The organism is Streptomyces gobitricini (assembly GCF_039532985.1).
Lineage (GTDB): Bacteria > Actinomycetota > Actinomycetes > Streptomycetales > Streptomycetaceae > Streptomyces > Streptomyces gobitricini.
The window spans coordinates 299,287-316,453 of record NZ_BAAASR010000006.1; the positions used below are offsets into that span (position 1 = coordinate 299,287).

Here is a 17,167-nt window from a genome sequence, read left to right on the forward strand (position 1 = left end):
GCCCGCCCGCCGGGCCCCCGGCCCGTCCCGCCCGGGGCCGTCCCCGGGCCGAGGGCGACACACGTCCTGCGGTGCTGCATGGCGGTGCCACCGCACGGCGAAGGGCCCGCCCCCTGTCCCAGGGGGCGGGCCCGCTCACGTACCGCTTCCGCGGGCTGAGTCAGCCGAAGAAGAGCCGGACCACGAAGAAGCTCACCGCCGCGACCAGCGCCGCCGCCGGCATGGTGATGAACCAGCCGAGGATGATGTTCTTCGCGACGCCCCAGCGCACCGCGTTCACCCGCTTCGTCGCGCCCACGCCCATGATCGCCGAGGTGATCACATGCGTCGTCGAGATCGGCGCGTGGAAGATGAACGCCGAACCGAACATGATCGACGCGCCCGTCGTCTCCGCGGCGAAGCCCTGCGGCGGGTCCAGCTCGATGATCTTGCGGCCCAGCGTGCGCATGATGCGCCAGCCACCCGCGTACGTGCCCAGCGACAGCATCACCGCACACGCGACCTTGACCCAGATCGGGATCGCGTCGCCCGCGTCGTGCACATCGGCGATGACCAGGGCCATCACCACGATGCCCATCGTCTTCTGGGCGTCCTGGAGACCGTGGCCCAGGGCCATGCCCGCCGCCGACACCGTCTGGGCGATGCGGAAGCCCCGCTTGGCCTTGTGCGGGTTCGACTTGCGGAAGAGCCAGAGGATCACGCACATCACCAGGTAACCGGCGATCAGGCCGACCACCGGCGACACGAACATCGGGATGACGATCTTGTCGACGACACCGCCCCAGTAGACGGTCGTGCCACCCGCCAGCGCGGCGCCGACCATGCCGCCGAACAGCGCGTGCGAGGACGACGAAGGCAGCCCGAAGTACCAGGTGATCAGGTTCCAGACGATCGCGCCGACCAGCGCCGCGAACAGGATGCCCATGCCGCGCTGGCCCTCGGGCGTCTGGATCAGGCCCTCGCTCACCGTCTTGGCGACACCGCTGCCCAGGAAGGCACCGGCGAGGTTCATCACCGCGGCCATGGCGAGCGCCGCGCGCGGGGTCAGCGCCCGGGTGGAGACCGACGTGGCGATGGCGTTCGCCGAGTCGTGGAAGCCGTTCGTATATGTGAAGCCGAGCGCGACACCGATGGTCACGACCAGTGCGAAGGTGTCCACGAAGCTCAGGACTCCTTGACCGCGATGGTCTCCACGGTGTTGGCCACGTGCTCGAACGCGTCGGCGGCCTCTTCCAGCACGTCCACGATCTGCTTCAGCTTGAGCACCTCGATGGCGTCGTACTTGCCGTTGAAGAGGTGGGCGAGCAGCTTGCGGTGGATCTGGTCCGCCTGGTTCTCCAGCCGGTTGACCTCGATCCAGTACTCGGTGAGGTTCTCCATCGTGCGCAGGTGCGGCATGGCCTCGGCGGTCAGCTCGGCCGCCCGCGCCAGCACCTCGATCTGCTGCTCGACACCCTTCGGCAGCTCCTCCACGTTGTAGAGGACGACGAGGTCGACGGCCTCCTCCATGAAGTCCATGATGTCGTCGAGCGACGACGCGAGGTTGTAGATGTCCTCGCGGTCGAACGGCGTGATGAAGGAGGAGTTGAGCTGATGGAAGATCGCGTGGGTGGCGTCGTCGCCCGCGTGCTCCGCTGCCCGCATCCGCTCCGCGATCTCGGCCCGGGCGGAGGACTCCGCCCCGAGCAGTTCCATCAGGAGCTTGGAGCCCGTGACGATGTTGTCCGCGGAAGCGGAGAACATGTCGTAGAAGCTCGTCTCCCTGGGGGTCAGACGAAAGCGCACGTGGGGTCCTCTAGGTGCATGAGTTCGGTCAGGCTGATGCTAGGCGCATCATCCGGCCACGGCTAACCGGCGTTCTTCAGTGTCGCCCATCGGACACAGTGAGCAGAACCGACCCCCGCCGACCACGGCGAAGGGCCGGTACCATATACCCACGAGGGGTATGCACTACCCGTATGCATACCGCCCATGGACAACGGGAGGACGCGATGACGACCACCGAGGCGGCCGGCCTTCCGGTCACGGACGACGACCCCGCGGCGACGGACCACGACCACGGCGTGCACGGGTACCACAAGCAGAAGAGCGAGCACCTCAAGCGCCTTCGCCGCATCGAGGGCCAGATCCGGGGCCTGCAGCGCATGGTCGACGAGGACGTCTACTGCATCGACATACTCACCCAGGTCTCCGCGTCCACCAAGGCCCTCCAGTCCTTCGCCCTCCAGCTCCTGGAGGAACACCTGCGGCACTGCGTCGCCGACGCCGCCGTCAAGGGCGGGGACGAGATCGACGCGAAGGTCGAGGAGGCGACGAAGGCGATCGCCCGCATGATGCGCACCTGACGTTCCGGGAGTTCACCGGGGCGCGGCGGACCCGCCGCGCCCCTCGGGTATCACGTTCAGCACCTGGTCGATGAGGTCCGCGCTGAGCCGCTCCCCGTCCGCGGCGGACGCCGCGATCATCAGTTCACCGCACAGCTCGATCTCGGCGAGGGCCACGTGGTCCTGGACTGTCGTCGGAGTGGGCGGGGCCACGCGCATCACCTCTTCCTGCCGGGGTGGGCTTCCTAGCGTAGGGAGCACGACACGTACCGCGCATGGCACGTCCGGACCATTCTCCGATGGTCAGGCCCTGACCCTGCCGGAGTAGATGTCCTCCCGGGCGGGCAGCCGTACGGTGACGGGGGCACCGAACTCGTACAGCAGCGTCGTGGAGGCGACGGCGACCGTACGCCCCTGGTTGGTGAAGCTGAACCGGTGGCGCACCTTGCGCAGCCGCCCCTCGCGGTCCAGGTACGCGTCGAACGGCACCGCGTCCCTGGCGAACCCTTTCGCCGCCGCCTCGAGCGCCCCCCGCACCTGCGGTGAGGCCGCCCGCGCCGCCCGGCCCAGGTCGCTCACCCCGCGGTAGTGGGTGACCCGCACGCCCGCGAGCTCCTCCTCGCCGACGTAACTCACCTCACGCGCGCCGCGCAGCAGCTCGGCCGCGGCGGCCGGATCGGTCGCCCCGCCGGTGACGAGGTTGCCGTCCTCCAGCGTGGTGGTGTCGACGCGGACCCACTTGTCGGCGGGGACACCGGCGCCCCGGTTCTTCATGTACAGCGCGCCGGGGGCGAGGAGTTCGGTGATCGGGCGGTGCCCGTCCGTCCCGGAGGGGTCCTCGGGCAGGACGACCTTGAGCTGCCCGTGCCGCTTGACGAAGTCGTACGCGCCCTCGCCCCGGATGGTGACCCGCGTCCCGCCGGTCGCCATCTCCATGGACGTACGCGCCTTGGCCGTGCCCGCCCGCGTCAGCACGTCGGGGACCCCGCGCACCGCGCCACCCGGGTCCGCACCGGGCGAGGCGTCGGCCGCCGCCGAACATCCGCTGACGACCGCACCCACCACGACGACCGCGACGGCGAACGTGCCGCCGCTGCGTCTCTGCTGCACCACCATCGCCTGCCAACCCCCAAGACTGTGCCGTCGGCTGCCGAGGCCCCGCCCCTCCCCGGGCCCTGGGGAGCTGAGGAGACCCCAACCACCTAACGAACGCCCGGGCGCACCGTCACGCCGGTACCGTGGAGCCGTGCAAGCGCATGAGCAGACACCCGCCGTCCCGGACGTCCACAACGCCACGACCACCGAGCGGGGTTCGTTCGCCGTCGCCCGCTGCGCCTGCGGCTGGGCGGGGCCGGCGCGGCGCTCCAGGGACCGTGCGCGACTGGACGCGGCGGCCCACGTGGCGGTGCCGTCCGGCCACGGCCGGCGCCCTCCGGCGCCCTAGGCGGCCAGGTCGTTCTGGCCGGCGCCCGAGGCGGAGCCGGTCCCGAGCCGGGGGTCGGCGATGTCCAGCGTCTCGTGCCGCTCCCGGGCGGGCGCCCTGCGCGACCGTACGAGCCGGCCGGCCCGCCCGGAGCGGGCCACGGCCGACACCAGCGGGGTCAGGAGCGCCAGGGCGACCGGGGCGAGGAGCAGCGCCACCGCCGTACCGAGGGCGAAGCCCCCGACGACGTCCGTCGGGTAGTGCACGCCCATGTAGACGCGGCAGAAGCCCTCGACGAGGGCGAGCCCGATGGCGGCGAGGCCGAAGCGGCGGTTGGCGACGAAGACCCCGACACCGATGGCCATCGCCATGGTGGCGTGGTCGCTCACGAACGAGAAGTCCGTCTTCCCGTCCACCAGCACTTCCAGCCCCTGGTGGTCGTTGAACGGCCGCGGCCGCTCCACGAACCCCCGGATCGGGATGTTGACGAGGAGGGCGATCCCGGCGGCGAGGGGGGCCCAGACCAGTCCGGCGACGGCGGCGACGGAGTCCTCCGCGTCACCGCGTCGGCGCACGCTCCACCAGCACCCCAGCACGACGAGCACCATCGCCAGCATGATCCCGTACTCGCCGGTGAAGCCCATGATGCGGTCGAACCACGAAGGGGCGTCCTTCGCCAGGCCGTTGATGTCGTAGAGCAGGCCGACATCGGGGTTCGAACCGTCCGATGCGAGTCCAGCCATCTGCTGCGGCCCCTTGCCTTGTGTCACCCGGTCAGTGTCGCCATCGTCGGTCCAGGGAACGACCCGCAGGAGGGGTACGTTCCACTCTCCACGGAACGATCACGACGACGTTACCGAAGAGTGATACGTACGCGCAGCTCAGGGCCGTGCCGGGGGGAGCGCTTTCGCGCCATCCTCGGTCACGCGCGTGGCTCCGAAGTAGTCGGGTGTATCGATCTTGTCGAACCGGATGACGGCCCCGGTGTACGGGGCGTTGATCATGTATCCGCCGCCCACGTACAGCCCCACGTGCCGGATGGCACGCGAGTTGTTCAGGTCATCCGAGAAGAAAACGAGGTCGCCCGGCAGGAGTTCGTCGCGCGACGGGTGCGGGCCGGCGTTGTACTGGTCGTTGGCGACGCGCGGCAGCTCGATGCCCACCGTCCGGTACGCGGCCTGCGTGAGCCCCGAGCAGTCGAACCGCCCCTGCTGCTCGGGCGTTCCGTTGCCGCCCCACAGATAGGGCGTGCCGAGCTTCTTCTGGGCGAAGTAGATCGCCCCGGCCGCCTGCCGTGACGGCTCGACCCGGCCGACGGGCCGCGCGAAGCTCTTCTCCAGCGAGCGGATGATCCGGACATAGTTCTGCGTCTCGCTGATCCGGGGCACCCCGCCGGCCTTTATCACCCGGTACGCACCGGCGTTGTAGGCGGCGAGCATGTTGTTCGTCCGGTCGCCGGGCACGTTCTTCACGTACCCGGCGAGCTCGCAGTCGTACGAGGCGGCCGACGGGATGGCGTCCGCCGGGTCCCACACGTCCCGGTCGCCGTCCTTGTCCCCGTCGATCCCGTGCGAGGCCCATGTCCCGGGGATGAACTGCGCGATGCCCCGCGCGTCGGCGTGGCTGACCGCCTTCGGGTTCCACCCGCTCTCCTGGTACAGCTGCGCGGCGAGCAGGGCGGGGTTGATGGCGGGGCACAGGTTCCCCCACTTCTGCACCAGCGGCTGGTACGCCGCGGGCACGGCCCCCTTCGCCAGCGCGACGGCGCCGTTGAGCGCGCCTCCGGCCCCGCCGAGCAGCCCAGCGGCGGCCGAGTACGTCCCGACGACCAGCAGCGCGACGAAGCTCAGGCACGCCCCGACGGACACCCCGGCGACCAGCCACGCCTTACGCACCGTCAACCACCCCTCACGACATGGCAGTCCACCGAGCGCCAGTGTAGGCGGCGGGTCCCTCATTCAGGAGGTGGTCCGGCCGCTATGGCTTGCGGCCGACACCTCCGTACATGGCGACCGCGTCCGCCGGGGCGTCGGGACGCCAGTGGGAGCAGGGGACGACGCCCGGGTCCAGCAGGTCCAGGCCGTCGAAGTAGCGGGTGATGGCCTCCGGGGTGCGCTGGGTGAGCTTGGGCGTGCCGTGCTCGTTCCAGAAGGCGACCGCCGCGTCCACGTCCGGCATCGAGGGGTGGACGACCGTGTGGGAGAGGACGAGGTGGCTGCCCGGCGCCAGGGCGTCCATGAGGCGGCGGACGACGGCGTACGACTCGTCGTCGTCCTCCACGAAGATCACGACGCCGAGCAGCATGAGCGCGACCGGCTGGTCCAGGTCGAGCGTCCTGGCCGCCGCCTCCAGGATGGTGTCGACGTCGCGGAGGTCGGCGTCCAGGTAGTCGGTCCGGCCCTCGGGGGTGCCCACGAGGAGCGCGCGGGCGTGGGCGAGGACGAGCGGGTCGTTGTCGACGTACACCACGCGGGCGTCCGCGGTGACGCGCTGGGCGACCTCATGGGTGTTGTCGGCGCTCGGCAGGCCGGTTCCTATGTCCAGGAACTGGCGGATGCCCGCCTCCTGCGCCAGGTACCGCACGGCCCGGCCGAGGAAGAGGCGGTCGGCGCGGGCGTACTCGCCGATACCGGGGTGGAGCTGCCGTATCCGGTCGCCGGCCTCCCGGTCGACGGGGTAGTTGTCCTTGCCGCCGGTCCAGTAGTTCCATATGCGGGCCGTGTGCGGGCGGGTGGTGTCGATCCTGTAAGAGATGTCGGTCACGGCACCAAAGTAAGCCCAACGCGCCTAAGTGGCGGGCCGCTTCAGGATCTCCACCAGGCTCGAGGAGCTGTCCGCCCCGTGGCCGGCGGCCACGCCGCGCCGGAAGACGTCGAGGAGGGCGGCGGGAAGGGTGGTGTCGGCGCCCGAGTCCGCGGCGGTGTGCAGGACGTGCTCGACACTGGCCACGCCCATGGTGAGCCGGTCGACGTCCCCGGTGTGGTCGCCGGCGTCGACCCGGGGCGTGTAGAACTCCAGGAACCGTTTGACGTCCAGGGCCTCGACGGCGAAGGGCAGGACGTCGGCCGCTTTCAGGCCGTGGGCGCCGGCGATGGCGAGGGCCTGCCAGTAGCTCGTCAGGGCGGGCCAGAACATCGTCATGTTGAGCTGGTAGAGCAGTGCGGCGAGCCCCGGGTCCTCGCCGCGGTGGTCGGCGGCGGTCAGGACCTCCAGGGTGGCGCGGTGGGCGTCGAAGACCTCGCGCGGGCCGCTGTAGAAGGTGGACGACGCGGGGTCGCCGATGCCGGAGGGCGGGGTCAGTACGCCGCCGGTGAGCTGTGTGGCACCCCGCTCGGCGGCCCAGGCGGCGGACTCCCGCGCCCTGCCGGGGGTGTCGGAGGTGAGGTTCACGAGCACCCGGCCGGCGAGTGCGGAGGGGTCGGCGCCGCCCAGGACGGCGTACACGGCCTCGTAGTCGGTCAGGCTCAGCACCACCAGCCGGGAGGCGGTGAGGGCCTCGTCGACGGTGGCCGCGCGGTGGGCGCCACGCGCCACGAGGGCGTCGGCGCGGGAGGCGGTGCGGTTCCAGACGGTGACGCGGTGGCCGCGGTCCAGGTACGCGCGGGCCATGGCGTGACCCATGGGGCCGAGACCGATGACGGTGACGGGAGCGGTGCTGGGCATGGGGACTCCTGACGGACTAGAACGAACGCTCTATCCAGAACACGGAGCCGACCGTAGCACAGCTCTAGAACGAACGCTCTACTCAGCGGCTCGATAGGATCGGCCCATGCAGACCAGCACCCGCGACCGGATCGTCCTCGCCGCCGCCCGCCTCGTACAGCGGCAGGGGTACGTCGGCACGGGCATCAAGCAGATCGCCAAGGAGGCGGACGCCACCCTCGGCTCCGTCTACCACTTCTTCCCCGGCGGGAAGGAAGCCGTGGCCGTCGCCGCGATCAGGCACGGCGACGCGGAGTTCGCGGCGATCCTGCGCGAGGCGCTGGACAGCGAGGAGGACCCGGCCGCGGCCGTCGACGCCTGCGCCCGCCTCCTCGCCACCGCGCTGAAGGCGTCGGGCTGGAGGGACGGCTGCCCGGTCACGGCCACCGCCCTGGAGACGCTCGGCACGGACTCGGAGATCCAGCAGGCGTGCGCCGACGCGCTCCGCGGCTGGCAGGACCTGGTCGCCGGCAGGCTGCTGCGCGCCGGCCTGTCACGGACCGACGCCCGCGAACTGGCCGGCACGGTCATCAGCACCCTGGAGGGCGCCGAGGTGACGGCCCAGGTCACCCAGAGCGAGGCACCCCTCCTCCAGGCCGGCCGCCAGCTGGCACGCCTGGTGGCCACGTACCACTGAGCGCGGGTTCAACCACCCCAAGAGTGCACAAACGACAGTCATTGCCCGAAGTCACCCCCCGTGATACACAGAGTGACGATACGCGTACCCGCATACATCCGATCCGCCGCCTTCGCAGGTCAGGGCGCCCGGACCGGTCAAAGGTGCGGGGATCGAGTAAAGAGACCATCCAAGTCGGCGCACATGGGCGGTTTCATCAGCGAAGATAGTGCGGTGACCCGTGCCATGGGGCAGGGGCGTCGAACTACCCAACAGGGGCGGTGAGTTACATGTACCTGGCGGCCGAAAAAGGCGACATCACCACCATCATTGGCGGAATCGCCCCCAACTGGGGGCCCTTCGGGAGCCTGGGCAACGAGGCCCGCGTGATGATCGAGGTCGTGATGGCCGTGGCCATCCTGCTCTGCCTCGGCATCGCGATCTGGGGAGCGGCCAAGCAGCGCATCGGCGCGACCGCACTCCGGGACACGTTCAGCGCAGAACAGGGCAAGGGGCTGATCGTGGCCGGCCTCACCGGGGTCTTCATCATCGGATCACTGGGAACGGTGTTCACCATCGTGTACGGGATGGCCGTCTAACCTCCGCCGTGCTCCACCCCCGGCTCTCCCCTTGAGGCGCGTCACCTGATGTCCAGTCACCATACAGATCAGCAAACGGTTGAGGGGGCGTACCCGTCATGAGCCTCGGCGACGAGCACGACGGCGCCAGCAGCAGGGGAGGCGGCGGTACGGGCCAGACCCGTACCCGCCTGCCCGACAGCGGCGCCGGTGACGTCTACGGCGGCGTCTACGGCGGCGCCCGCCGTCCGGCCCGCAACTCACGGTCGCTGATCACTGTGGTGGGCGTGGTGGTGCTGCTGATCGCCGCCATCGCCTTCGCGAACAGAAGCGGTGGCGGCGACGACACCCCGTCGGACGCCTCGGCCAACCGCGACGCCGCCCCCACGGCCGCGACGGGCGTCAAGCCGGTGGCGGGCAGGAACGGCACGATCCCGTCGGGATACGCCAGGGACGAGCAGGGAGCGCAGAGCGCGGCGGCGAACTACGCGGTGGCGCTGGGGTCGGACGGGATGTTCAAGCGGGCAACGCGGCATCAGATCGTGCGCGCCGTACACGATCCGGCCGCCGTCGACGCACTGCTGGGCAAACTGGACGCCGCATACTCGGCCAGGTTCCTCAAAAACGTAGGCCTCAAAGAGGACGGATCGGCGCCCGAGGGACTCACCTTCGTGTCCCGTACGGTCCCCGTCGGCACCAAAGTGATCGACGTCAGTGGTGACGCCGCGACCATCGAGGTCTGGTGCACCGGCCTCGTGGGGCTCGCCGGGGAGGGATCCACCAAGCCGGTGACGGGAACGTGGTTCACGATCACCGAGAAGCTCAAGTGGACCGACAACGACTGGAAGATCGAGTCATCGAGCCAGAAGGAGGGGCCGACGCCGCTCAGCGGCGACAATCGCGCCTCCACCGCAGACGAGATCGCCGGTGCCGTTGCCGGATACGGAGGCTTCACCTATGCGCGGTAGCCGTCACACCCGTTCCGTCGCCGTAGCACTCACGGCTGTACAAACGGCGTTTTTCCTCTTCCCCGCCCGCGCGGTCGCCGCACCGACGCCCACCCCTCCCGTCCCCTCGCCCAGCACCAGCAATAACCCTTGCGACCTGGTGGTCGGCCTGGCGAGGGACTACTGCGAGGACGGCGAGAAGGCCGCCAATGGCGGCGCCGCCCGCTCCGCCCCCAGCAACCCCGCCGACCCCACCACCGCCCTCGACCCGCTCGCGTCCCTCGCGCGGGGCTGCGCGGACGCCGCCGCGTGGATCGTGGGCAAGCTCAGCGAGGCCGTGAAGAGCACCGCCGAGGTCGACTTCACCAACCCCACGTTCCTCCAGCAGTACGCCGTCGTCTTCGCCGCCTCCACCGTCCTGACCCTCGTCCTGTGGCTCCTCGCCGTCGCCAAGCGCGCCATCCGCGGCGTGCCCCTGGCGACGGCGATGTCGGAGGCCATCGGGTTCCTGTGGCTCACCGTCCTGGCCTCCGCGTTCACCCCGCTCATCCTCTACACCGTCGTCTCGGCGACCGACGGCGTCACCGAGGTGATCGCCAGTGGCAGCGGCGGGCAGACGGACGCGTTCTTCGGGACGTTCGCGGAGGCGCTCAAGAAGGGCGAGGGCATCGGCGGCGGGCCGATCATGCTGATCGTCGTCTCCCTCGTGTCGATCCTCGCGGCCGGCGTGCTCTGGCTCGAGCTCGTCATCCGTGCCGCCCTGCTCTACGTCGGCGCGCTGCTCGGCACGGTGGTGTACGCCGGACTGGTCGACAAGAACATGTGGGGGCACGTCCGCCGCTGGGCCGGGATCATGATCGCCGTGATCCTGGTGAAGCCGGTCATCGTCATCGTCCTCGGCCTCGCCGGGGCGCTGTCCTCCGCCGAGGGGCCCGACGCGTTCTCGGCCGTCGTGTCCGGCCTCGCCATCATCCTGCTGGCGATCTTCGCCTCGGCGATGATCTACCGCTTCGTCCCCGGCTTCGGCGACGAGATCGCCTCCGCCCGTACGAACCGCAAGCAGGCCACCGACGGCTCCCAGGCAGCCGCCGTCATCTCCTCGCCCGCCGCGCTCGTCTCCCAGGGCATCAAGACCCACAGCAGCCGCAACCACCAGAGGAGCGGCGGCGGCAGCGCCCAGCCGTCGAGCGCCGTCTCCGGCGGCGTCGCCGCCCACAGCTCCCGGAACCAGCCGCCCGGCGGCGGAACCAGCGGCGGAACCGTCCCCTCCGCCGCACCCCCGCCCCGGAGCCCGGGTACCAGCGGTACGCCGCACACCCACCGTCAGAGCAACACCGGCACAGGCAGCAGCACAGGAAGCACAGGAGGTGGAGGGCGTTGACGACCCAGTCCCAGACGATCACGCCCCGCCGTACGTATCTCATCGGCCGGGCCCGGCCGAACGCGATCGTCGGCAAGAACCGCGAGACCGGCGAGATCGCGCTGATCATCGTCGGCGCGTTCCTCGGCATGATGAGCGGGCTGCTGGTCCCCGTCCTGTCCCTGCGGATCGTGTCGCTCATGGGCTTCCCCATGCTCGCGCTCGCCGCCGTGTACGTCCCGTACAAGGGCCGCACGTTCTACAAGTGGTTCGAGATCAACCGCAGCTTCAAGCGCACCCTCCGCCAGGGCACCACCTACCGCTCCACCGCCATGGAGGCGGGCACCAGGCTCGACGGCCGTGAGATCGAGGTCGGCCCGCCACCCGGCATCGGCCGCATCAACTGGCTCTCCGCCCCCTTCGGGCCCGACGAGATCGCCGTCCTCCTCCACGCCGACCGACGTACCGTCACCGCCGCCATCGAGATCGAGGGCCCGGGCGTCGGCCTGCGCGACAGCGAGGACCAGGAAGCCCTGGTGGACCGTTTCGGCACCCTCCTCAAGCACGTGGCGAACGGCGACGGCTTCGTCACCCGGCTCCAGATGCTCGCCCGCACCCTCCCCGCCGACCCCGACGCCCACGCCAAGGACGTCGCCCAGCGCGGCGACCCGAGCGCCCCCGGCTGGCTCCGCGACTCCTACGAGCAGCTCCAGTCCATGGTGTCGACCTCCAGCGAGCAGCACCGCGCCTACCTCGTCGCCTGCATGCACTACACCCGCGAACTGGCCGCCGAGGCACACACCATGGCCCGCGCCGCCCGCCAGGCCACCGGCGGCCGCAAGCTCGACAAGGACGCGGGCCTCGCGGTCGTCATGGCCCGTGAGCTGACCGACATCTGCGCCCGCCTCGCCGAGGCCGACATCCGCGTACGCCAGCCACTCGGCCAGTCCCGTCTCGCCTCCCTCGTGCACTCGATGTACGACCCGGACCACCCCATCGACCACATCCAGGCGATGACGAAACGGAACGCCTGGCCCGCCGAGCTGGACGCCGTCGAGCCGACGTACCTCCAGGCCAAGACCCGCGAGTCGTCGACCCGCGCGCCCTGGTGCCACGCCACCGCGTGGGTGAAGGAGTGGCCGATGACCCCCGTCGGCGTGAACTTCCTCGCGCCCCTCCTCGTCCACACCCCCGACGTCATCCGCACCGTCGCCGTCTGCATGGACCTGGAGCCCACCGAGGTGGCCATCGAACGCATGCTGACCGAGAAGACCAACGACGAGGCGGAGGCCAGCCGCGCCGCCAAGATGAACCGCACCGTCGACCCGCGCGACATCGCCGCCCACGGACGGCTCGACCAGCGGGGTGAAGATCTCGCCAGCGGCGCGGCGGGAGTGAACCTCGTCGGGTACATCACTGTGTCGTCTCGTACGCCCGAAGCCCTGGCCAGGGACAAGCGGACGATCAGGGCCTCGGCCGGCAAGTCGTATCTGAAGCTGGAGTGGTGCGACCGCGAGCACCACCGGGCCTTTGTGAACACCTTGCCGTTCGCGACCGGCATCCGCCGATAGGGGCGCCTGATTCTGATGCGAGATCCGCTGTCAGCCCTCACCGAGGCCTTCACCTCCTTCCTCTTCGGGAAGGTCGAGACGACCCGGCTTCCCGTCCGTACGTCGACGGGCCAGGCCCAGGCCGTCTACCTGCCGACCGCCGCGCCCGGCCTCGGCGACTCCGGGGTGATCATCGGGCGCGAGGTGTACAGCGGCAAGGGGTACATCTACGACCCGTTCCAGCTGTACGGCCAGCAGCTCCCCGCCCCCCACTGGCTGGTGCTGGGCGAGTCCGGCAACGGCAAGTCGGCGCTGGAGAAGACGTACGTGCTGCGCCAGCTCCGTTTCCGTGACCGCCAGGTCGTCGTCCTCGACGCCCAGGGCGAGGACGGTGTGGGCGAATGGAACCTCATCGCGCAGGAGCTGGGAATAACTCCCATCCGTCTCGACCCGAGGGCCGCGCTCGACGACGGCATCCGGCTCAACCCCCTCGACCCGTCGATCACCACCACCGGCCAGCTGGCGCTGCTCCGGACGATCATCGAGGTCGCGATGGGCCACGGCCTGGACGAGCGGTCCGGCTTCGCCCTCAAGGTCGCGCACGCGTACGTGAACCTGACCATCACCGACCGCCAGCCCGTCCTCACCGACATCGTCGAGCAGCTGCGCCACCCGGAGCCGGAGTCGGCGGCCGCGATGAACGTCGACATAGACGACGTACGGGCCTGGGGCCTGGACGTCGCCCTCGTCCTCGACCGGCTCGTCGACGGTGACCTCCGGGGCATGTTCGACGGGCCGACGACGGTCGGCATCGACCTCGACGCCCCGCTCATCGTCTTCGACCTCTCCCACATCGACCGCAACTCGATCGCCATGCCGATCCTGATGGCCATCGTCGGGGTGTGGCTGGAGCACACCTGGATCCGGCCCGACCGCAAGAAGCGCATCTTCCTGGTGGAGGAGGCGTGGCACATCATCAACAGCCCGTTCGTGGCGCAGCTCTTCCAGCGGCTGCTGAAGTTCGGGCGGCGGCTCGGCCTGTCCTTCGTGGCGGTGGTCCACCACCTGAGCGACGTGGTGGACGGGGCGGCGGCGCGCGAGGCGGCGGCGATCCTGAAGATGGCGTCCACCCGGACGATCTACGCCCAGAAGGCCGACGAGGCGCGGGCCACCGGCCGGGTCCTCGGCCTGCCCCGGTGGGCGGTGGAGATCATCCCAACGCTGACGCCCGGTATCGCGGTGTGGGACGTCAACGGCAATGTGCAGGTGGTCAAACACCTGATCACGGAGGCAGAGCGGCCGCTGGTGTACACGGACCGGGCGATGACGGAGTCGTCCTCCCTGTCGGAGGACATGCAGGCCGCGGAATGGGAGGCGGAGCAGCGCGCGGCCCTCGTCGAGCAACAGATGAACGAGTCCTCCGAGTCGACGGTGGCATGACATGGAGCGCAGGGCCGAGGAACGCGGCGTCTCCGACGGCCTCCTGGTGGGGCTGCTGGGGTTCCTGCTGGGCGTGACGCTGCTGGCGTGGACGGCGACCGGCTTGGCGGGCCTGTTCGCGCACGGCGCCTGGCCCGACGGGGTGACGTTCTCCCGGACGCCGCTCGCGATACGGAACCTGGTCTCGCAGCCCCATGACCTGGCCGGGGCGTGGCCGGACACGCCGGCGGCACAGCTGTCGGGGTACGGGCTGTTCTGGGGCCTGTTCATCGGCGAGCTGATGGTGCTGGTGGTGCTGGCCGTCTTCGTCCTCGGGACGCTGGCCCGCTGGCGTGCGGTACGGAGGGGTCCGGCGCGTCCGCCGGGCCGGGCGGACGCGGTAGGGGAGCAGGCCCCGCTCGCCGCGGCGCCCCCGACGGAGTACCGCACGGCACCCGTCCCGGACGCCACCCCCGCCCCCACGGCAACCCCCGCGCCACTGCCGACACCAGAGGCACCCCCCACGCCCGCGCCGCCCGCGCCGGCCACACCGCCGGCACCCGCACGGGACGCCGTCCCAGCAGCCCCCGCAGCCCCCGCAGCCCCCGCAGCCGCAACGGCACCCGCGCCCCGGCTCCTCCACGGCGACGCCGCCACCCGGCGCCCCGCTGCCCGCCGGGCCCTCGAGGACGCCGAGGGGCCCGCCCTGGTCGTCACGTCCGACCCGGAGCTGTGGGCCGAGACCAAGGACGCCCGCGCCAAGCTGGGCCCCGTCCTCGTCTACGACCCCGGCCACCTCTGCGACACGCCCGCCCGCCTGCACTGGTCGCCCACCCACGGCTGCGAGGACACCGAGACCGCCGCCGCCCGCGCGGCCGCGCTGCTCGCTCCCGTACGCCCCCGGGCGCGGATGGACGCCGCGGTCGCCGACACCGCGGAAACGCTCCTCCGCTGCTGGCTGCACGCCGCCGCCGTGGACGGACGCCCCTTCAAGCAGGTCCACCGCTGGGCGCAGAACAACGGCGCCCATGAACCCGTACGCCTACTCCGTACGCATCCCAAGGCCACCAACAGCCACGCCGGCCTGCTCGAATCGGCCCTCACGGCGTACCCGGAACGGCGCGAGGTCGCCCAGGAGTTGACCGTCCGGGCCCTGTCGTCGCTCTCCTCGGTCCACATCCGCGAGGCATGCACATCGAATCGAACTGACTCGCTGGCGCTGGAATCATTCGTCGCCGAAGGGGGCACCCTTTATGTGGTGGGTGAACCGATCGAAGACCCGAGGACCCACCCGGGCGCGATGCCTCTGCTGACCGCGCTCGCCTCAGACGTGGTCGAGCACGGCCGCCGCATGGCCGCACGGTCATCCGACGGTCGGCTCGACCCACCACTCACGCTCGTCCTCGACGACGTCGCAGCCGTGGCACCACTCCCCGCGCTGCCCGCACTGCTGACGGCCGGTCAGGACATCGGCCTTCCCGCCCACGTCCTGCTCCGCTCGGCCGAACAGGGCCGCGCCCGCTGGCCGGACCAGCGGCTCACACCGTGACGGACCGCCGGATCTCGTACTCCACCTCGCACGCCCCGCCGGCGTCGCCCTCCACGGGGACTCTCCTGCCGGACGGCACGAAGCCCACCCTCCGGTAGAAGGCGGCGGCCCGCCCGTTCCGCTCGTGCACGAAGAGCCGTACGCGCCCCACAGCCCCTGCGGCCGGCGACCAGGACCACTCCACGGCCGCCCGGAACAGCGCGTCCGCCGCCCCGGCACCCCGCGCCCCGGGGCGTACGTACACCCCCACCACATGCGTCTGGTCCGCCTCCGGCACCTCGCCGAACAGGACCTCCTGCCCGGCCCGCTCCACCAGCACGGTCACCGTGCCGTCCCAGGACCCGTCCGGCGCCTCGGCCACGAACTGCCGGGCGCGGTCGCTGCCTTCCGCCGCCCCGGCGGTCCGCTCCTGCCAGTACTCATCGGGTCGGGCGGAGGCCGCCTCGTAGGTGTCGAGGAACGCGAGGGGCGCGGCGGGGTCCTGGAGGGCGACGAGCCGGAGGGCGCGGGCCTTGCGCCACTCGTCGCCGCGCACGGGGCGTATCACGTGTTCCATGGCCCGATCCTGATGTCGCCGTCGCCGCTCGGCAACGCAATATCTCCCGTGTACGGCAGCCCGAGACCTGAGCCACCCAACCTCCGCCGCCAACTCCTCCACCATCAGCCCTTCCTGATCACTCCGGACCGAGCACCGCCCTGATCACATGCCGGGCGTTGGCCGCCATCGCGGGGTTGCCCGTCCGGTGGTACGGCAGCGCGACAAGCGCCTGTGAGAGCGTCCGCGCCCTGCCTCGGATCCAGGTCGCGTCGTCAACGCCCAGCCTCTCCCGGAAGACCTCCCGCGCCCCCGCCGGCAGCAGATTCCACGCGGGGAAGAGGTCACAGGCCGGGTCGCCCACCCCCATGCACCCGAAGTCGATCACCGAGGCCAGCCTGCCCCGGTCGACAAGCAGGTTGCCGGGCATCAGGTCGGCGTGCAGCCACACCGGCGGCGCGTCCCAGGCCGGCGCCGCCGACGCGGCCTCCCAGACGGCCAGAGCGGCGTCACAGTCCACGCTCTCCTCCGGTATGCCCCGCAGCTTCTCGATGGCCGTCCGGGTCGCCGCGTCGAGCGACTCGAGCGGTCCGCCCCGGTAGGCCGCAGGAGCCCCCGGCAGGTCGATGCTCGACATCGCGGCCACGAACCCGGCGAGGTCCTCGGCCAGCCCCACGGGATCAGCCACCGCACCCGCTTCCGGGTTCTCGCCCTCCAACCACCGGTACACCGACCACGGCCACGGATATCCCTCGCCCGGTTCGCCGGCCCCCAGCACCTCCGGGATGGCCACCGGCACCTGGCGTGCGAGACGGGGCAACCACGTCCGCTCCATCACCACGTCCGCCGCCCCGTCCTCCGTGAGCGGAAGCCTGACGAGCATGTCGTCACCGAGCCGGTACACGTCGTTCACCGTGCCACCGGACGGAAACCGCTCGACCCCGAGCCCCGCCCACCTCGGAAACTGGCCCCCGACGAGCCGCTGAACGAGGTCGACGTCGATGCTCCCCGGCCGCCCTCCGTTACCTCCTTCTCTTCCTCTCTTCATGCCCGCCATCCGACCGCCGCTCACCGAGGACCGTCAAATCCTTTTCCAGAACGCAGAAAAGCCTCAGTCCCCGGACATAAATGTCCGGGGACTGAGGCTAATAATTGTTCGGCGGT

At 70.9% G+C, this 17,167-nt stretch carries 19 protein-coding genes; 9 read left to right on the top strand and 10 right to left on the bottom strand.

Going from position 1 to position 17,167, the window contains the following annotated elements; all coding sequences use genetic code 11:
• Positions 1 to 160: 160 nt before the first annotated feature.
• Together ABD347_RS07105 and ABD347_RS07110 are read right to left on the bottom strand one after the other, a co-directional pair.
• Positions 161 to 1,159, bottom strand: a complete 999-nt coding sequence (locus ABD347_RS07105; RefSeq protein WP_344357838.1) for an inorganic phosphate transporter — start codon at positions 1,157 to 1,159, stop codon at positions 161 to 163.
• 5 nt (positions 1,160 to 1,164) lie between these two features.
• Positions 1,165 to 1,785: a DUF47 domain-containing protein gene (locus ABD347_RS07110; RefSeq protein WP_344357841.1), complete on the bottom strand. Its 621-nt coding sequence runs from the start codon at positions 1,783 to 1,785 to the stop codon at positions 1,165 to 1,167.
• A gap of 206 nt (positions 1,786 to 1,991) precedes the next feature.
• On the opposite strand from ABD347_RS07110, the gene ABD347_RS07115 reads away from it, so the two are divergent.
• Positions 1,992 to 2,345, top strand: coding sequence for a metal-sensitive transcriptional regulator (locus ABD347_RS07115; protein ID WP_344357914.1), 354 nt, complete (start codon positions 1,992 to 1,994; stop codon positions 2,343 to 2,345).
• A gap of 12 nt (positions 2,346 to 2,357) precedes the next feature.
• Here the strand turns inward: ABD347_RS07115 and ABD347_RS07120 are convergent, their stop codons facing one another.
• Both ABD347_RS07120 and ABD347_RS07125 read right to left on the bottom strand, forming a co-directional pair.
• Entirely contained in the window at positions 2,358 to 2,543 is a 186-nt protein-coding gene (locus ABD347_RS07120) for a hypothetical protein (RefSeq protein WP_344357844.1), read from the bottom strand.
• Between the two features lie 84 nt (positions 2,544 to 2,627).
• Positions 2,628 to 3,440: an SCO4651 family lipoprotein gene (locus tag ABD347_RS07125; protein ID WP_344357846.1), complete on the bottom strand. Its 813-nt coding sequence runs from the start codon at positions 3,438 to 3,440 to the stop codon at positions 2,628 to 2,630.
• Between the two features lie 130 nt (positions 3,441 to 3,570).
• Here ABD347_RS07125 and ABD347_RS07130 point away from each other — a divergent pair, with 130 nt between their 5' ends.
• Positions 3,571 to 3,768 (top strand): hypothetical protein, encoded by a 198-nt coding sequence (locus ABD347_RS07130; RefSeq protein WP_344357849.1) that lies wholly within the window; start codon positions 3,571 to 3,573, stop codon positions 3,766 to 3,768.
• Here ABD347_RS07130 and ABD347_RS07135 read toward each other — a convergent pair.
• The 4 genes from ABD347_RS07135 to ABD347_RS07150 form a co-directional block, all read right to left on the bottom strand.
• Positions 3,765 to 4,490 (bottom strand): phosphatase PAP2 family protein, encoded by a 726-nt coding sequence (locus ABD347_RS07135; protein ID WP_344357852.1) that lies wholly within the window; start codon positions 4,488 to 4,490, stop codon positions 3,765 to 3,767. The two genes, ABD347_RS07130 and ABD347_RS07135, sit on opposite strands and share 4 nt — an antisense overlap.
• Positions 4,491 to 4,628: 138 nt before the next feature.
• Complete coding sequence (locus ABD347_RS07140; protein ID WP_344357855.1) at positions 4,629 to 5,642, bottom strand: C40 family peptidase; 1,014 nt, start codon at positions 5,640 to 5,642, stop codon at positions 4,629 to 4,631.
• A gap of 82 nt (positions 5,643 to 5,724) precedes the next feature.
• Positions 5,725 to 6,510, bottom strand: a complete 786-nt coding sequence (locus ABD347_RS07145) for an SAM-dependent methyltransferase (protein WP_344357857.1) — start codon at positions 6,508 to 6,510, stop codon at positions 5,725 to 5,727.
• Between the two features lie 24 nt (positions 6,511 to 6,534).
• Complete coding sequence (locus tag ABD347_RS07150) at positions 6,535 to 7,410, bottom strand: NAD(P)-dependent oxidoreductase (RefSeq protein ID WP_344357859.1); 876 nt, start codon at positions 7,408 to 7,410, stop codon at positions 6,535 to 6,537.
• 106 nt (positions 7,411 to 7,516) lie between these two features.
• Here ABD347_RS07150 and ABD347_RS07155 point away from each other — a divergent pair, with 106 nt between their 5' ends.
• From ABD347_RS07155 to ABD347_RS07185, 7 genes are all read left to right on the top strand, one after another.
• Positions 7,517 to 8,086, top strand: coding sequence for a TetR/AcrR family transcriptional regulator (locus ABD347_RS07155; RefSeq protein WP_344357861.1), 570 nt, complete (start codon positions 7,517 to 7,519; stop codon positions 8,084 to 8,086).
• Between the two features lie 269 nt (positions 8,087 to 8,355).
• Positions 8,356 to 8,664, top strand: coding sequence for a hypothetical protein (locus ABD347_RS07160; protein WP_344357917.1), 309 nt, complete (start codon positions 8,356 to 8,358; stop codon positions 8,662 to 8,664).
• A gap of 98 nt (positions 8,665 to 8,762) precedes the next feature.
• Positions 8,763 to 9,611, top strand: coding sequence for a DUF8175 domain-containg protein (locus ABD347_RS07165; RefSeq protein ID WP_344357863.1), 849 nt, complete (start codon positions 8,763 to 8,765; stop codon positions 9,609 to 9,611).
• The gene (locus ABD347_RS07170; protein WP_344357864.1) at positions 9,601 to 10,971 is read left to right on the top strand and encodes a hypothetical protein; all 1,371 of its coding nucleotides are present in this window, start codon (positions 9,601 to 9,603) and stop codon (positions 10,969 to 10,971) included. Before ABD347_RS07165 ends, ABD347_RS07170 begins: the two co-directional genes overlap by 11 nt.
• The gene (locus tag ABD347_RS07175; RefSeq protein WP_344357865.1) at positions 10,968 to 12,521 is read left to right on the top strand and encodes an SCO6880 family protein; all 1,554 of its coding nucleotides are present in this window, start codon (positions 10,968 to 10,970) and stop codon (positions 12,519 to 12,521) included. Before ABD347_RS07170 ends, ABD347_RS07175 begins: the two co-directional genes overlap by 4 nt.
• A gap of 15 nt (positions 12,522 to 12,536) precedes the next feature.
• Complete coding sequence (locus tag ABD347_RS07180) at positions 12,537 to 13,940, top strand: ATP-binding protein (RefSeq protein WP_344357867.1); 1,404 nt, start codon at positions 12,537 to 12,539, stop codon at positions 13,938 to 13,940.
• A 1-nt stretch (position 13,941) separates the two neighbouring features.
• Positions 13,942 to 15,468, top strand: coding sequence for a type VI secretion protein (locus ABD347_RS07185; protein WP_344357869.1), 1,527 nt, complete (start codon positions 13,942 to 13,944; stop codon positions 15,466 to 15,468).
• Here ABD347_RS07185 and ABD347_RS07190 read toward each other — a convergent pair.
• Both ABD347_RS07190 and ABD347_RS07195 read right to left on the bottom strand, forming a co-directional pair.
• Complete coding sequence (locus tag ABD347_RS07190; protein ID WP_344357871.1) at positions 15,458 to 16,024, bottom strand: GNAT family N-acetyltransferase; 567 nt, start codon at positions 16,022 to 16,024, stop codon at positions 15,458 to 15,460. The genes ABD347_RS07185 and ABD347_RS07190 overlap by 11 nt on opposite strands.
• Before the next feature lie 118 nt (positions 16,025 to 16,142).
• A complete protein-coding gene (locus ABD347_RS07195; RefSeq protein WP_344357873.1) occupies positions 16,143 to 17,051 on the bottom strand; it encodes an aminoglycoside phosphotransferase family protein in 909 nt (302 codons plus the stop codon).
• Positions 17,052 to 17,167 lie beyond the last annotated feature (116 nt).